The following is a 13535-nucleotide window of genomic DNA, read 5'->3' as shown; positions in this document are numbered from 1 at the left end:
CGCGGTCACGATCTTCTCGGCGAGCACCGACTCGATGGGGTATCCGAGCACCCGCACCGGGCCTGAACCGCCGCGAAGGGACGGCAACTCGACGAGGGCCGGCTCCGGGGTGACCGGGTCGCCGAAGTTCACGTCGAGATGAAGGCTCACGCGTGCGGTCGCCAGGCGGGCGTCCATGATGACGCGTACCCCTGAGTACCGGGCCTGATCGCGGATGATGGAGGTCTTGACCGTCTCGGTCATGAAGACCAACCCATCCTCGGGATCCGCCATGTCGGCGATCTCGACGACGCGCCGCGCCACAGCCTCGGGGTCCGACGGAAGATTGCGCGCCAGCGTGTCCGCATCCACCGTCGGACGCCGCACCCCGAATGTCGCCATCAACATGCCGCCCTTGAGGACGAAATCCTCGGCGTACGGCGACTTCGACAAACGAGCCAGCCAGCGCTCGACGACGTACATCGTCAAGAACTCTTGGGTGCCCCGCTTCTCCCGGCGTGCACGGTTCTGCAGATCGAGGTAGGCCCGCCCCTCGGGGCTGCTGCGCGTGGGGCGGTTCATCGAGACACCGCCACGTCGAGGGCGGCGCGAACGGGGCCAAATGCGCCCAGGGCGTCGGCGTATTTCAGGAGCTGCGCCGGGCGGCTCTGCGGGCCCGACAGGTACCGCTGGAGGGCCGCGTAGGCGACCGACTCGCCGAATCGGTGCCGCAGGCGAATCAGATCGACGACGGTGCGTGCCGCGTCGTAGACGCGCACGCTCTCGCCCGGGGCGGCCTCGACGGAACTCAGGCCGAGTTCGAAACCTGCATCCGCAAACCGGAGCACCGTGGTGGGCGGGAAGTCGATGGCGGGGCTGTGGCCGCTCCGAGGGACGGCGATCTGCACGGCGGACGGCAGCTCGTCCGTGATGGCGTGGATGGCGGCCGCGGAGACGCAGCAGACGATCGCCCGCGGGGCTCGCAGCGAGACCGCGAGCACGTCCGGCAAGGACGCCGGCGGCGCGTCGGCGCGGCGAAAGACCCCTCGCGACAGCTCGAGGACCGCCTCGTCGTCTCGCCACGCGTAGAGCTCGCGGGGATGCACCCCCAAGGCGCGGGCCTGGTCGGTGGTGAACGTCGGCGGCAGATCGTCAACCCTCATCATGGATACAATCCTCACACACTCGGGTGCCATCTGTGTGGATTTGATCCAGGTTTGAGCTGGGATCGTCATCGGCGCGACAGCCCACCATCCCGCGCACTGAAACGCGGCCGACTCACAGGCGAAACGGAGCGATAACAGGGCCGTCATAGGATGCGCGGGTCAACCAGATCCTCGAAGGGGCCACCGTCGCATGAAAGTCCTCAAGAATCCCGCCACGCTCATCGGCATCGCCGCGGTCGCGGGCATCGCGTTTGGCCTGCTCGTCGGCGAATGGGCGGGCAATCTGCAGTTCATCGGGACGATGTTCATCCGACTGATCCAGATGTCGATCGTGCCGCTCGTGATGGCGTCCGTCATCGTGGCGACCGGCTCGATGAGCGGCGCCGGCATGGGCAAGATGGCCGCGCGCACGTTCGCCTGGATGCTCGGCTTCTCCGCCGTCGCCGCGGTGCTCGCCTACGCGTTGAGCGTCGCCATCCAGCCCGGCCGGGGCATGGTCTACACGGGCGAACTCGACCCGTCGCTGCAGAAGTCGGCGGCGGCGTCCACCGGCTGGCAGGACACGCTGCTGAGCTTCGTGTCCACGAACATCTTCAACGCGATGTCGACCGCGTCGATGATCCCGATCATCGTGTTCTCGCTGCTGTTCGGCGTCGCGCTCAACCAGTACATCGCGACGTCGGGCAACCGGCTCGTGCTCGACGTGGCCGACCAGATCCAGCAGGTCGTGCTGCTGATGATCCGTTTCGTCATGTACCTCGCGCCCATCGGCGTCTTCTGCCTGCTCGCCGACCTCGCCGGTGACGTCGGCTTCGCCGTCGTCACCACCGCGCTGGCCTACCTCGGGACGACGCTCGCCGGCGTCCTCATCCTGCTCGTCATCATGGTCGCCGTCGTCTGGGCGCGCACCGGGCTGAACCCGGCGCGCCTGCCGAAGCATCTGGCCGAGCAGACCGCCATCGCCGTCACGACGACGAGCTCGGCCGTCACGTTCCCGACCGTCCTGCGCAACACCGTCGAGAAGGTCGGCGTCAGCCAGCGCGTCGCGAACTTCACCCTGGCCGTCGGCCTCACCATGGGCTCCTACGGCGCGGTGCTCAACTACATGATCGTCGTCATGTTCCTCGCCCAAGCCGGCAACGTCAGCCTGACGCCGGGGCAGATCGTGCTCGGCATGGGCCTCGCGATCCTGCTCAACATGGGCACGATCACGGTGCCCGGCGGCTTCCCGGTCATCGCGATGTTCCTCGCCACGTCGCTCGGCCTGCCGTTCCACGCCGTCGGTCTGCTCATCGCGGTGGACTGGTTCACCGGCATGATCCGGACGTTCCTGAACGTCAACGGCGACACCTTCGTCGCCATGCTCGTCGGCAAGGCGACCGGCGAGGTGGATGCCGACGTCTACTACGGACGCAAGTCCGTCACCGCCGATCAGATCGACCTGGACGCCTACGAGGGCCAGTTCGCCAAAGCGGACGCCGCCGACTGACGCCCGCCGGCGTCCGTCAGCGGAACAGCGTCGACCGGGCGCTCAGGAGCATCGCGGCGTCCTCGACGCCGACCGCTTGGCTCACCCGTTCGGGCGCCCCGGGTCCGGTCACGAGCGGAGCGTGCTGCTCGGGGGGACGCCGAACGTCTTCCGGTAGAACTCCGAGAAGCGGGCCGCCTGCGTGAACCCCCACCGCTCGGCGACGGCCGCGACGGTCGCCCCCGCCGCCGGGTCGGCGGCCTGGAGGTCGCGATGGGCGCGTTCGAGCCGAACCTGGCGCAGGTAACGCATCGGAGTCCTGCCGACGTGACGCCGGAAGGCGGCCTGCACCGCGCGTCCGGTCGTGCCCACCGCGTCCGCGATGTCGGTCAGCGTGACGGGCTCGCGCGCGTGGCCCTCGATGTACGCCATCGCCCGCCGGACGGCCGCGGGCGCGACGCCGCCCTCGCTCGGCGTGTATTCCCTGGTCATGGTCATGTTCGGGAAGACGGCGAGCGCCGTCGCCGCGATCAGGTCGACGAGTTGGCGCACGATCAGCGGGTTGTCGGAGCCCGGCGTCGAGGCCCGCAGGGCGCGGTGGACGAAGCCCGCCAGCAACCTCCATCGGGCGGACGCGCTCTCGCTGATGGGCAGCACCCCGTCGAACCGCAGCTGCGAGGGCGCGACGCCCGAGTACTCATCGGCGAGACGCTCGACGTCGGCCATCGGCACCCGCAGCAGGGTCGTGTCGAGACCGTCCATGTCGACGGTCAGGGCGTGACCGGTCGGATAGCGCGACACGCCGCCGGGCGCCAGGCGGACGTCGAGGCCGCCCGTCGACCAGCGACTCCGCCCGCCGAGGTGGGTGCTCACGCCAAAGCCCGCGAACGGCGCGGCGACCCCGCGGGCGGCGAGGGTGTGCCGGATGTGGCTGGCGTGCAGCCCGCCGACCTCCAAGGCCGACAACTCGAAGGAGACGCTCGCGTCCGCCCCGGTGAAGCGGATGGGCCGCACGGGCGCGTAGGTGTCGTTGATGATCGAATACGCCTCGTCGGGATCCTTCGTCGCCACGTGGACCGTCTTGACCGGCATGTTCACCCCCACCGCGCTCACCCAGACCGTCGGCCGGCGACGCTGTCGGCGTCCACCTGCGGCCCGAACATTCGTCACGATAGTCCGTGCCAAAGCGTACGACTAGGCACGAAAGCGAAATCGGGGCCCTCGACGCGCAAGGGTCGGACGCACAATGGTGAGGCGAGACCCGGCCGTCCCTGGAGGGCGGTCTCGTTGGCCCGGGGAGCTGAACGTCAGTTGCCCGGGCCGCCTCATGTTGGCATTCCGTCCCTCGGCCTTCGTTTCCGGTGGTGCGTCAATCGCCGTCGGCTGTTTTCATGGAGGAGTGCCCCGCGGAACTTCCGCGGCAGAAAGGCGGGCAGCATGACCGTGCCCTACCACGCCGCTCACGGCCCCACCCTCACCGTGGCGATCGTCGACGACGCCGAACTCGTCTCAGGCGGGCTCCGGACGATCCTGTCCGGGCATCCGACGCTGCGTCTGGTCACCCTGGACTCACGCGAGCAGGTGCGCCGACGCATCGACCTCGCGTTGTACGACCCGTTCCGAGCCGGCCACTTCGACCGCATCGTCATCGAGCGGCTGCTGCACGACCCGCACGTCGCGCGACTCGCCCTGTACTCGTGGGAGACGGGCGCGCGCCAGATCGCGCTCGGCTACCGGGCCGGCGCGGACTCGTACCTCTCCAAGGCCTGGACGGCGCCCACGATGGTCCGCGCGCTGGAGCGCGTCGCCGCGGGCGAGCGCCTGTTCGCCGGACGCCTCCCGCCGGCGGCCGACGAGTGCGACTGGCCGGGACGCAAGGAGGGCCTCACCTACCGCGAGTCGGAGGTCCTCGAGCTGATCACCCAGGGGCTCCGCAACCAGGAGATCGCGCAGAGCCTCTACCTGAGCATCAACTCGGTCAAGTCCTACATTCGCAGCACCTACCGCAAGATCGGCGCCGAACGCCGCAGTCAGGCGGTGATCTGGGCTGTGAACCACGGCTTCGGTTGCCCCATCGGGCGGTAGATCCGCGACCGGCTCACCGGCAAGTCACGTGGGCGCGTTAGTGCTGCGCGTGCTCGGCCTTGTGGAGTTGCGCCTGCAGATCCTCCGGGGTGAGATCCGCCGCGCCGAACTCGGCCGTCAACGGCAGCCGGAGCGCCAGATCGGTGCCCAGGCAGATCTCCGCGACGCCGTGGTGCATCTCGAAGTCGATCAGATGGCCGCCGCGCGTCCGCTCATCGTCGATGAAGTGCGCGTGACACCCGGCCACCGAGATCGCGGCCTCGAACAGCGGCGTCCGGAAGCCGGCGACGACCCCGCGCACGTTCTCGAACCGGACGACGTCTTCCCCATCCGTCGCCTGCACCAGCGTGGGGTAGGGCTTCTCCTGGCGCTCGACCGTGCGCGTCGTCACCCACGCGAAGTCGCCGGTGATGCGGATCGCGTACATGTAGTTGCGCGACGGCAGCATCGCGTCGATGATCTCGCTGATGCCGTGCCGCACGACGGTCTGCTTCACCTCCTGCCGCATCGAGGGCACGAAGTTCGTGACGACCGCGTACGGCGTCCGCGCGTCGAGGCCCGGTTGGGTCACCGTGCCGTCGGAACGAAGCTGGTAGCAGACCCCGTCCAGGATCACCATCTCGCCGTCGAGCTGATTGAAGGTGCCGAGGCCCATCGACCCCTCGCCCAACAGCTCTGCGAGGGACATGTCGTCCTCGAAAACGCCGGAGGCGAGCGAGGAGATCAAACCTGTCTGGAAAACTCGATGCCGGGTCGCCATGGCCCTAGGCTATGCCCGGCAGAGCCTGAAAGGACGCCCATGACCGAGAACGCCGCCCCGTCCGCATCAACCGTCCGCAGCGCCGAGCGCGTCGTCGAATGCCTGGAGGCCCAAGGCGTCCGCTGGGTCTTCGGCGTGCCGGGCGCGAAGGTCGACCAGGTCTACGACGTCCTGACCCAGCGCGGGCCCGAGTTGATCGTCTGCCGGCACGAGCAGAACGCGGCCTTCATGGCCGCCGCCGTCGGACGCCTCAGCGACACCCCCGGCGTCGCGCTCGTCACCTCGGGGCCCGGCACGACCAACCTCGCCACCGGCCTGCTCACCGCCACCGCCGAGGGCGACCCGATGGTCGCCCTGTGCGGCGCCGTCCCGCGGGCGGACCGGCTGAAGCACACCCACCAGTCCATGGACGCCGCCGGCTTCCTGTCGACCGTCACGAAGTCCACCGGCGAGGTCAACGACGCCGACAACGTGCCCGAGGCGGTCACGAACGCGTTCCGGGTCGCCCGCGTCATGCCGCGCGGAGCGACGGCGCTGGTCCTGCCGTCCGACGTGCTGGCCGAGCAGACGTCCGAGGCCGTGCCCGAGCAGTTGCTGCCGCCCAAGCTGGGCCCGGCGTCCTCCGACCAACTCGATCGGGCGGCCGACCTCATCCGTGGGGCCGAGCTTCCCGTGATCCTGCTCGGGGTGCGCGCGGCGTGCGGCGGCGGCGTGGCCGCCGTCCGCGAGCTCATGAGCCGCACCGGCCTGCCGGTGGTCGAGACGTTCCAGGCCGCCGGGGCCGTGTCGCGCGAGCTCGAGCACCACTTCCTGGGCCGCGTCGGCCTGTTCCACAACCAGCCGGGCGACATCCTCCTGCGCAAGGCCGACGTCGTGCTCGCCATCGGCTACGACGCGATCGAGTACGACCCGCATCTCTGGAACTCCGGCGGGGAGCGCACCATCGTCAACCTCGACGAGGTGCTCCTCGACATCGACTCCAACTATCGACCCGACGTCGAACTACGGGGTGACATCGTCGCCAGCGTGCGCGAGCTGACCGATCGGCTCTCCGGGCTCGAGTTGAGCGCGGCGTCCCAGGAGATCATCGACACGCAGCGCTCGCGCCTGGGCGAGGCGAGCGCGGTCCCGTCGGGGGACGATTCCCAGGGCCTCAACCCCGCCTTCGTCTGCCTGACGCTGCGCGACGTGCTGCCCGACAACGCGACGGTGGCGTGCGACGTCGGCTCGCACTACATCTACATGGCCCGGCACTTCCGTACCTACGAGTCACGGACGCTGCTGTTCTCGAACGGGCAGCAGACGCTCGGCGTCGCCCTCCCGTGGGCGATCGCCGCCACGCTCGTGCGGCCGGGTACCGACGTCGTCTCGGTCTCGGGCGACGGCGGCTTCCTGTTCTCCGCGATGGAACTCGAGACGGCCGTCCGGATCGGAGCGAATTTCACCCACGTGGTCTTCAATGACGGCACGTACGACATGGTCGCCTTCCAGCAGGAGATGAAGTACGGGCGGACGTCCGGCGTCCAGCTCGGCGACTACGACATCGTCAAGTACGCCGAATCCTTCGGCGCCCACGGGCATCGGGTGACGCGCAGCGAGGATCTGGCGGACGTCCTCAGGAAGGCCATCGCGGAGCCGGGGCCCAGCATCGTCGACGTTCCGGTGGACTACTCCACCAACAAGCAGGTGCTCGCCGACGACCTGCTGGAGGGAGAGCTGTCCTGATCGGCCGGACGCCGCGGGCGTCCGTTCGGAGGGCGTCCGTCCACAGGGCGTCCGTTCGGAGGACGCCCGGCCGAACCGCCCGCCTTCGCGCTACGGCCGGCTGACGTGGGCCACGAGCGCCGCCACGGCGGCGCCGTGCGCCCACACGTCGCGGTCGTGAGCGCGGATCGTCACGGCCAGCGGGGGAGCGACTCCCTCGCGCGCGGAGGCGACGCCCTCGTCGAAGTCGGCGCGGTATGCGGCCACGACGCCGGCGCGTTCGCCCAGCAGGACGACGGCGTCCGGCACCACGAAGGCCGCGCCCGTCGCGACGAGGGACCCGCACGCCCAGGCGAATTCCCGGCACGCGGTCACGGCCGCGGCGTCCAGCCCAGCAGCTACCTCGGCGGCGGTCGTCGCCGCCGACCCCGCGGACGCCGCCCGCCGCAGCAGCGCGGCGTCCGTGAGCGTCTGGCCGGCCCGCACCATCCGTCCGTCGGGGCCGGCGACCGGCAGGTGGCCGAGCAGGCCGATGCCGTGGGCCTCGGCGTCGGGGACCACCCCGCGGAAGACCGCCGCGCCGCCCACGCCCTCGCCGACCGTCACGACGAGGAATGAGCCGGCGTCCCGACCCACGCCGAACCACGCCTCGTCGAGCGCGACGGCGGCGACGTCGTTCGCGACAACGCAGGAGATGCCGAGCCGCTCTTCGAGCATCCGTCCGAGCGGCACGAGCCGGTCACCGAGGTGCAGCGACCGGACGACATCGCGCCCGCCCCGCACGATGCCGCTCACGCCGACGCCCAGGCCGACGGTGCGGGAGTCCGGCTGCTCGCCGGTCAGACCCTCGACCAGGTCGCCGATCCGCGCCACCACGCTCGTGGACTCGGCCGAGTCGAGCACCCCGGCCGCGACGCCGAGCGTCCGGCCGCGCAGGTCGGTCCGGACGACGCGCAGCGCCTCGCCGCTCAGCGACACGCCCACGATCGTCTCGGCGGGGAGGGCCGCCTCCAGCCGGTGCACCGGACGCCCGGTCGCGTTCACCTGCTCGGAGGTCGCCACGACGAGCCCGCGCCCCTCGAGCGGCTTGGTGAGCCGCGTGATGCTGCCGGGGCTCAGATCCATGAGGGCGCCGAGCTCGCGCCGCCGCAGCGGCCCCTGCTGAATGAGCAGGAGCAACAGCCGTCGATGCGCCGCGCTGAGCCCCGTCATGTCCATGCGCGACATTGTGCCGCAAACCCATTGACCCGCTGTTTTTTCTGTTGCAGAATAAACCCGTGCCTGCGTCGTCACTCTCCCTCACCAGCGGCGGTACCACCCTGGTGCTGACTAGCAATGACGGGCGCCTGCCGGTCGTCACCTACTGGGGGGCGGAGTTGCCGCCCACGGATGACCTGACCGGCACCCTCACGCCGCAGTTCGTCTCCGACCAGACCGAACGCCTCGCCGAGTGTTCCCTGCTGCCCGAGGAGTCCAGCGGCTGGCTCGGAACCCCGGGCCTCGCCGGCCACCGCGCGGGGAAGACGTCCACGCACGCGTTCGTCGTGCAGAGCCTGGACGCCGACGGCGCGTCCGCGTCGATCGTCGCCGTGTCGCCCGGGCTGCAGCTCACCCTGACGGTGGACCTCACCCCCGAGGGGGTCGTGGAGCTGGGGGCGTCGCTCACGAACACGGGCCCCGACGCCTACACGCTCGACGCGCTGACCCCCGCGCTGCAGGTGCCGCTGCGCGCGACCGAACTGCTCGACTTCGCGGGGCGTCACCTGCGTGAGCGCAGTCCGCAGCGGCACCCGTTCGCGATCGGCACCCTGCGCCGCGACAACCGGCGCGGGCGCACCGGGCTGTCCGCGACGTCGCTGATGATCGCGGGCGAGGCCGGGTTCGGCTTCCGGTCGGGGCGGGTGTGGGGCGTGCACGTCGCCTGGTCGGGCAACCACACGCACCTGGCCGAGCGTCTGCCGGGCGGCGAGCAGATCCTCGCCGGCGGCGAGCTGCTGCTGCCCGGTGAGCTCGTGCTCGAGCCGGGGGAGAGCTACGCGACCCCGACGCTGCTGTACTCGCGCGGCGACGGGCTCGACGAGCTCAGCGGCCGCTACCACGCCTGGCTCCGGCGGACGCGCGGGGAGCGGCGTCCGCGGCCCATCACGCTGAACACGTGGGAGGCGGTCTACTTCAGCCACGAGTACGGCCGGCTGGCCGAGCTGGCCGAGACCGCAGCGGGCCTCGGCGTCGAGCGGTTCGTGCTCGACGACGGCTGGTTCGGCTCGCGCCGCGACGACACCTCGGGGCTCGGCGACTGGGAGGTGTCCGGCGAGGTCTGGCCCGGGGGGCTCGAACCCCTCGCCGACAAGGTGCGCAGCCTCGGCATGGAGTTCGGCCTGTGGGTCGAGCCCGAGATGGTGAACCCGCACTCGGAGCTCGCGCGCCGGCACCCCGAGTGGATCCTCGGGCTGCCGGATCGGCTGCCGCTGCGCGTGCGTCATCAGCACGTGCTGAATCTCGCCGACCCGGACGCCTTCGCGCACATCGCCGGACGCCTCACCGACATCGTCGGACGCCTCGGCGTCGCCTACCTCAAGTGGGATCACAACCGCGACCTGATCGAGGCGACGGACGCCGACGGCGTCCGGTTGGTGCACGCACAGACGCTCGCGTTCTACCGGATGATCGACCTGCTGAAGGAACGGTTCGGAGGCCTGGAGATCGAATCGTGCTCCTCGGGCGGCGGCCGGGTCGACCTGGGCGTCCTGTCGCGGGCGGATCGGGTGTGGACGTCGGACTGCAACGATGCCCTGGAGCGCCAGGAGATCCAGCGGTGGACCGGCCTGCTGGTCCCGCCGGAGTACCTCGGCGCCCACATCGGGCCGCCGCGCGCCCACACGACCGGCCGGACGCACGAGCTCTCGTTCCGCGCGGGCACCGCGTTGTTCGGGCACGTGGGCGTGGAGTGGGACGTGCGGCAGGCGTCCGACGCCGAGCTCGCGGAGCTGGCCCGCTGGATCGAACGGGCCAAGGAGGTGCGCGATCTGATGGCGCACGGCCGCGTGGTCCGGACGGCCGACCGCGACGGCACGCGCGTTCACGGGGTCGTGACCGACGACCGGGCCGTCTTCGCGATCGTCCAGTTGGCCACCTCACCGACGTACCCCACCGGCCCGGTGACGTTCCCCGGGCTCGATCCGGACGCCCGCTGGAGCGCGCGCCTCGATGAGCTCACCCCGCAGATCGGCCTGCCGTGGGCCGAGGGGCCCTGCGTCCTCAGCGGCCGGGCCCTCGCCGAGTCGGGGCTGGCCGCCCCGACGCTGCACCCCGAACAGCTCGCCCTCGTCCATTTCGAAAGGAGCAGGTCATGACCAGACCCCTGAGCCGTCGGACAGTGTTGTCCGGGCTCACCGCGGCGGCACTTCTCGCGCCGCTGACCGCATGCTCGGGGGGATCCTCCCCGGGCGCCCAGGAACTGGAGTTCTTCCAGTTCAAGTCGGAGGCCATCCAACTCTTCGACCGCATCTGCGACCAGTTCAACGCGGGCCACCCGGGCGTGAACTTCCGGCAGAACTTCCAGGCCGACAACGTGACGGCGTTGCGCGTCCGGCTGGTGAAGGGACGCATGCCCGACGCGATCACGATCAACGGCGACTACAACTTCGGGTCGCTGGCCCGCTCGCGCGTGTTCCACAACTTCGCGGGCAGCGCGCCGATGGCGAACGTGACGCCGAGCATCGCCGAGATCCTGCCGACGCTGGGCGTCGGCGCCCCCGGCGAGAACAACGGTCTGCCGTTCGCCAACAACGGCTCCGGCATGATCTACAACCGCGAGATCTTCGACCGGCACAACCTGCGCCCGCCGACGACGTGGGACGAACTGATCGCCATCGCCGACGATCTCAAGGGACGCGGCGTCGACCCCTTCTACTGGGGGTTCCGCGACACGTGGACCGGCGCCCCGATGTTCTCGTCGATCTCGGCGAACCAGCTCGGCGATGTCGCCGGCTGGTACGAACGCCGGCGCCTCGGGCAGACGAACTTCGAAGAGTTGACGCCCACGCTGCAGAAGATGCTGCAGATCGCGGCGTACGGCAACGCGAACAAGTTCGACATCGGCTACAACGACGCCAACCAGGGCTTTTCGCAGGGGCGGGCCGCGATGTACGTGCACGGCACGTACGCGATTCCGGCGATCCGGTCGTACAACCCCGACATTCAGCTCGGCACGTTCGCGACCCCGGCTGACCGGGCAGAGGACACGCGGGTGGTGTCGGGCGTCGACGTCGCGCTCACCTGCGGAACCGACCCGAAGCCGGAGGTGCTGCAGTTCTTCGAGTACCTGATGCAGCAGGAGAACATGGCCGCCTACTGCGCCGAGCAGGTGGCGTTCCCGACGCTGACGGGCATGCAGGCGACCGACCCCGCGCTGGAGGGCCTCGTCCCGTACTTCACCTCCCAGCGGCTGGCGACGTATTCAGATCACAACTTCCCGCAAGGCGTGAACCTGAACAACTACATGCAGCAGTTCCTGATCAACCGGAACATCCCTGCCTTCGTCAACCGGCTCAACACCCAATGGGATCGCGTCATCGCGCGCCTCAACTCAACGATGTGAGGCTGGAATGGAAACCAACGCTCCTCGGCGCATCGAAAGCGCCTTCGTCTGGATGATCGCGCCCGCCGCGATTCTCTTCACGATTCTGCTCACCATCCCGTTGCTCACGGGATTCTTCTACACGTTCACCAACTACCAGGGCTACGGCGACTGGCGCTTCGTGGGCCTGCAGAACTACATCAACCTCTTCGGCGACGACGTCATCTGGGGCTCCTACGGGTTCACGCTGCTGTACGCCGTCTCCGCGACGATCCTCATCAACATTTTCTCGCTGGCCATCGCCCTGCTGCTGAACAGCAAGATGCACGCGCAGACGTTCTTCCGCGGGGTGTTCTTCCTGCCCTACATCCTGCCCGTGCTGATCGTCGCGTACATCTTCCAGTACCTGTTCACCAACAACCTGCCCGCGATCGGGACGGCGCTCGGCTGGGACTGGCTGTCGACATCGCTGCTCGCCAACGAAAGCACGGCGTGGATGGTGATCGTGTTCGTCGGCGTCTGGCAGGCGATCGCGTTCAACACGATCATCTACTTGGCCGGCCTGCAGACGGTGCCCGAGGAGGTGTACGAGGCGGCCGCGATCGACGGCGTCACGCGCTGGCAGCGATTCACCAAGATGACGTTCCCGCTGATCATGCCGTTCTTCACCATCAACATGGTGCTGTCTTTCAAGAACTCGCTCGGGGTCTTCGACCAGGTCGTCGCCCTCACCAACGGTGGCCCGGGCACGGCGACGCAGTCGATCTCGTTCCTGATCTTCCGCAACGGCTTCCAGGGCGGCGAGTACGCCTATCAGACGGCCAACGGCATCGTCTACTTCATTCTCGTGCTGGCAATCTCGTTCGCCCAGCTCCGGTTCCTCGCGGGTAGGGAGGATGTGTGATGTCGTCGCGCAAAATCAACTGGTGGCTCACGGCCCTGGCGGTCGTCCTCTCGCTGACGATCTTCGTCCCGCTGTACTTCACGATCGTCACGGCCTTCAAGACGCCAGGCGAGCTGGCGCAATCCGGCTTCGGGTTGCCGCAGCACTGGACCTTGGACAACTTCGTCACCGCCTGGCAGCTCACGAACTTCCCGGCGCGCCTGATGACGTCGGCGATCATCACGGTCGGCGCGGTCAGCCTCACACTGGTGACGAACTCGATGGTGGCGTACGCGGTCGGCCGGAATATGCACCGGCCCTGGGTGCGGCGGCTGTTCTACTACTTCGTGGCCGCGATGTTCGTGCCCTTCCCGATCATCATGCTGCCGGTGGTGAAGCAGACGGCCATGATGCATATCGACAACGAGGCCGGGCTGATCCTGATCTACGTCGTCTACGGGCTCGCGTTCAACCTGTTGTTGTACACGAGCTACATTCGGTCGATCCCGCTGGAGGTGGAGGAATCGGCGTCCATCGACGGGGCGAGCCGCTGGGGCATTTTCTGGCGGATCATCTTCCCGCTGCTCGCGCCCATGAACGCGACCGTGGGGATTCTCACCTGCCTGTGGGCGTGGAACGACTTCCTGCTGCCGTTGGTCATTCTCAGCGATCCCGGCACCCAGACGCTGCCGCTCGCGCAGTACGTGTTCCAGGGGCAGTTCAACACGAACTACACCGTGGCGTTCGCGTCGTATCTCATGGCGATCGCCCCGCTGGTCCTCGTCTACGTCTTCGCCCAGCGCTGGGTCATCTCCGGCGTCATGCGCGGGTCGCAGCGCTGACCTGAGCCTGCCCACACGCCGCCCGCGGCGTCCGTTCTTCTCGGACGCCGCGGGCGGCGGCTGCGTGCG

Annotated in this window: 12 protein-coding genes; 7 read left to right on the top strand and 5 right to left on the bottom strand. The window is 69.3% G+C overall.

Annotation, left to right across the window (positions count from 1 at the left end; genetic code table 11):
- Both WMJ97_RS11090 and WMJ97_RS11085 read right to left on the bottom strand, forming a co-directional pair.
- Nucleotides 1–561 (bottom strand): nucleotidyl transferase AbiEii/AbiGii toxin family protein (locus WMJ97_RS11090; protein WP_347349056.1); only part of this gene is annotated, 561 nt, incomplete at its 3' end.
- Nucleotides 558–1145 (bottom strand): hypothetical protein, encoded by a 588-nt coding sequence (locus WMJ97_RS11085; RefSeq protein ID WP_347349055.1) that lies wholly within the window; start codon nucleotides 1143–1145, stop codon nucleotides 558–560. The genes WMJ97_RS11090 and WMJ97_RS11085, both read right to left, overlap by 4 nt.
- A gap of 190 nt (nucleotides 1146–1335) precedes the next feature.
- Between WMJ97_RS11085 and WMJ97_RS11080 the strand changes: the two genes are divergently transcribed.
- Nucleotides 1336–2634, top strand: coding sequence for a dicarboxylate/amino acid:cation symporter (locus tag WMJ97_RS11080; RefSeq protein ID WP_347349054.1), 1299 nt, complete (start codon nucleotides 1336–1338; stop codon nucleotides 2632–2634).
- A gap of 108 nt (nucleotides 2635–2742) precedes the next feature.
- Here the strand turns inward: WMJ97_RS11080 and WMJ97_RS11075 are convergent, their stop codons facing one another.
- Nucleotides 2743–3705 carry an AraC family transcriptional regulator gene (locus tag WMJ97_RS11075; protein WP_347349053.1) on the bottom strand — a complete coding sequence of 321 codons (963 nt, stop codon included), beginning with the start codon at nucleotides 3703–3705 and terminating at the stop codon, nucleotides 2743–2745.
- Nucleotides 3706–4050: 345 nt separating this feature from the next.
- On the opposite strand from WMJ97_RS11075, the gene WMJ97_RS11070 reads away from it, so the two are divergent.
- A complete protein-coding gene (locus WMJ97_RS11070) occupies nucleotides 4051–4698 on the top strand; it encodes a response regulator transcription factor (RefSeq protein ID WP_347349052.1) in 648 nt (215 codons plus the stop codon).
- Nucleotides 4699–4735: 37 nt separating this feature from the next.
- Here the strand turns inward: WMJ97_RS11070 and budA are convergent, their stop codons facing one another.
- A complete protein-coding gene (gene budA, locus WMJ97_RS11065; protein WP_347349051.1) occupies nucleotides 4736–5458 on the bottom strand; it encodes an acetolactate decarboxylase in 723 nt (240 codons plus the stop codon).
- Between the two features lie 39 nt (nucleotides 5459–5497).
- Between budA and alsS the strand changes: the two genes are divergently transcribed.
- The gene (gene alsS, locus WMJ97_RS11060) at nucleotides 5498–7183 is read left to right on the top strand and encodes an acetolactate synthase AlsS (RefSeq protein ID WP_347349050.1); all 1686 of its coding nucleotides are present in this window, start codon (nucleotides 5498–5500) and stop codon (nucleotides 7181–7183) included.
- Between the two features lie 90 nt (nucleotides 7184–7273).
- On the opposite strand, the gene WMJ97_RS11055 is transcribed toward alsS, so the two are convergent.
- A complete protein-coding gene (locus WMJ97_RS11055) occupies nucleotides 7274–8380 on the bottom strand; it encodes an ROK family protein (protein WP_347349049.1) in 1107 nt (368 codons plus the stop codon).
- Nucleotides 8381–8439: 59 nt separating this feature from the next.
- Here WMJ97_RS11055 and WMJ97_RS11050 point away from each other — a divergent pair, with 59 nt between their 5' ends.
- Genes WMJ97_RS11050 through WMJ97_RS11035 form a run of 4 tightly spaced genes read left to right on the top strand, consistent with a single transcriptional unit; the run spans nucleotide 8440 to nucleotide 13466 of the window.
- Nucleotides 8440–10515, top strand: coding sequence for an alpha-galactosidase (locus WMJ97_RS11050; protein WP_347349048.1), 2076 nt, complete (start codon nucleotides 8440–8442; stop codon nucleotides 10513–10515).
- Entirely contained in the window at nucleotides 10512–11762 is a 1251-nt protein-coding gene (locus WMJ97_RS11045; RefSeq protein ID WP_347349047.1) for an extracellular solute-binding protein, read from the top strand. The genes WMJ97_RS11050 and WMJ97_RS11045 overlap by 4 nt, the downstream gene beginning before the upstream one ends.
- A gap of 7 nt (nucleotides 11763–11769) precedes the next feature.
- A complete protein-coding gene (locus WMJ97_RS11040; RefSeq protein WP_347349046.1) occupies nucleotides 11770–12645 on the top strand; it encodes a sugar ABC transporter permease in 876 nt (291 codons plus the stop codon).
- Complete coding sequence (locus tag WMJ97_RS11035; protein WP_347349045.1) at nucleotides 12645–13466, top strand: carbohydrate ABC transporter permease; 822 nt, start codon at nucleotides 12645–12647, stop codon at nucleotides 13464–13466. The genes WMJ97_RS11040 and WMJ97_RS11035 overlap by 1 nt, the downstream gene beginning before the upstream one ends.
- The last annotated feature ends 69 nt before the right edge of the window (nucleotides 13467–13535 follow it).

This window comes from Nigerium sp., assembly GCF_039811905.1.
Taxonomy (GTDB): Bacteria; Actinomycetota; Actinomycetes; order Propionibacteriales; family Propionibacteriaceae; genus Propioniciclava.
Note: the sequence above shows the minus strand (reverse complement) of the source record. Positions and strands in the feature narration are given on the sequence as shown.

Coding starts and splice junctions, on each gene's coding strand:
- budA (WP_347349051.1), bottom strand. CDS start 5,458: ATGGCGACCCGGCATCGAGTTTTCCAGACAGGTTTGATCTCCTCGCTC.
- WMJ97_RS11045 (WP_347349047.1), top strand. CDS start 10,512: ATGACCAGACCCCTGAGCCGTCGGACAGTGTTGTCCGGGCTCACCGCG.
- WMJ97_RS11040 (WP_347349046.1), top strand. CDS start 11,770: ATGGAAACCAACGCTCCTCGGCGCATCGAAAGCGCCTTCGTCTGGATG.
- WMJ97_RS11035 (WP_347349045.1), top strand. CDS start 12,645: ATGTCGTCGCGCAAAATCAACTGGTGGCTCACGGCCCTGGCGGTCGTC.
- WMJ97_RS11070 (WP_347349052.1), top strand. CDS start 4,051: ATGACCGTGCCCTACCACGCCGCTCACGGCCCCACCCTCACCGTGGCG.
- WMJ97_RS11075 (WP_347349053.1), bottom strand. CDS start 3,705: ATGCCGGTCAAGACGGTCCACGTGGCGACGAAGGATCCCGACGAGGCG.
- WMJ97_RS11055 (WP_347349049.1), bottom strand. CDS start 8,380: ATGGACATGACGGGGCTCAGCGCGGCGCATCGACGGCTGTTGCTCCTG.
- alsS (WP_347349050.1), top strand. CDS start 5,498: ATGACCGAGAACGCCGCCCCGTCCGCATCAACCGTCCGCAGCGCCGAG.
- WMJ97_RS11080 (WP_347349054.1), top strand. CDS start 1,336: ATGAAAGTCCTCAAGAATCCCGCCACGCTCATCGGCATCGCCGCGGTC.
- WMJ97_RS11085 (WP_347349055.1), bottom strand. CDS start 1,145: ATGATGAGGGTTGACGATCTGCCGCCGACGTTCACCACCGACCAGGCC.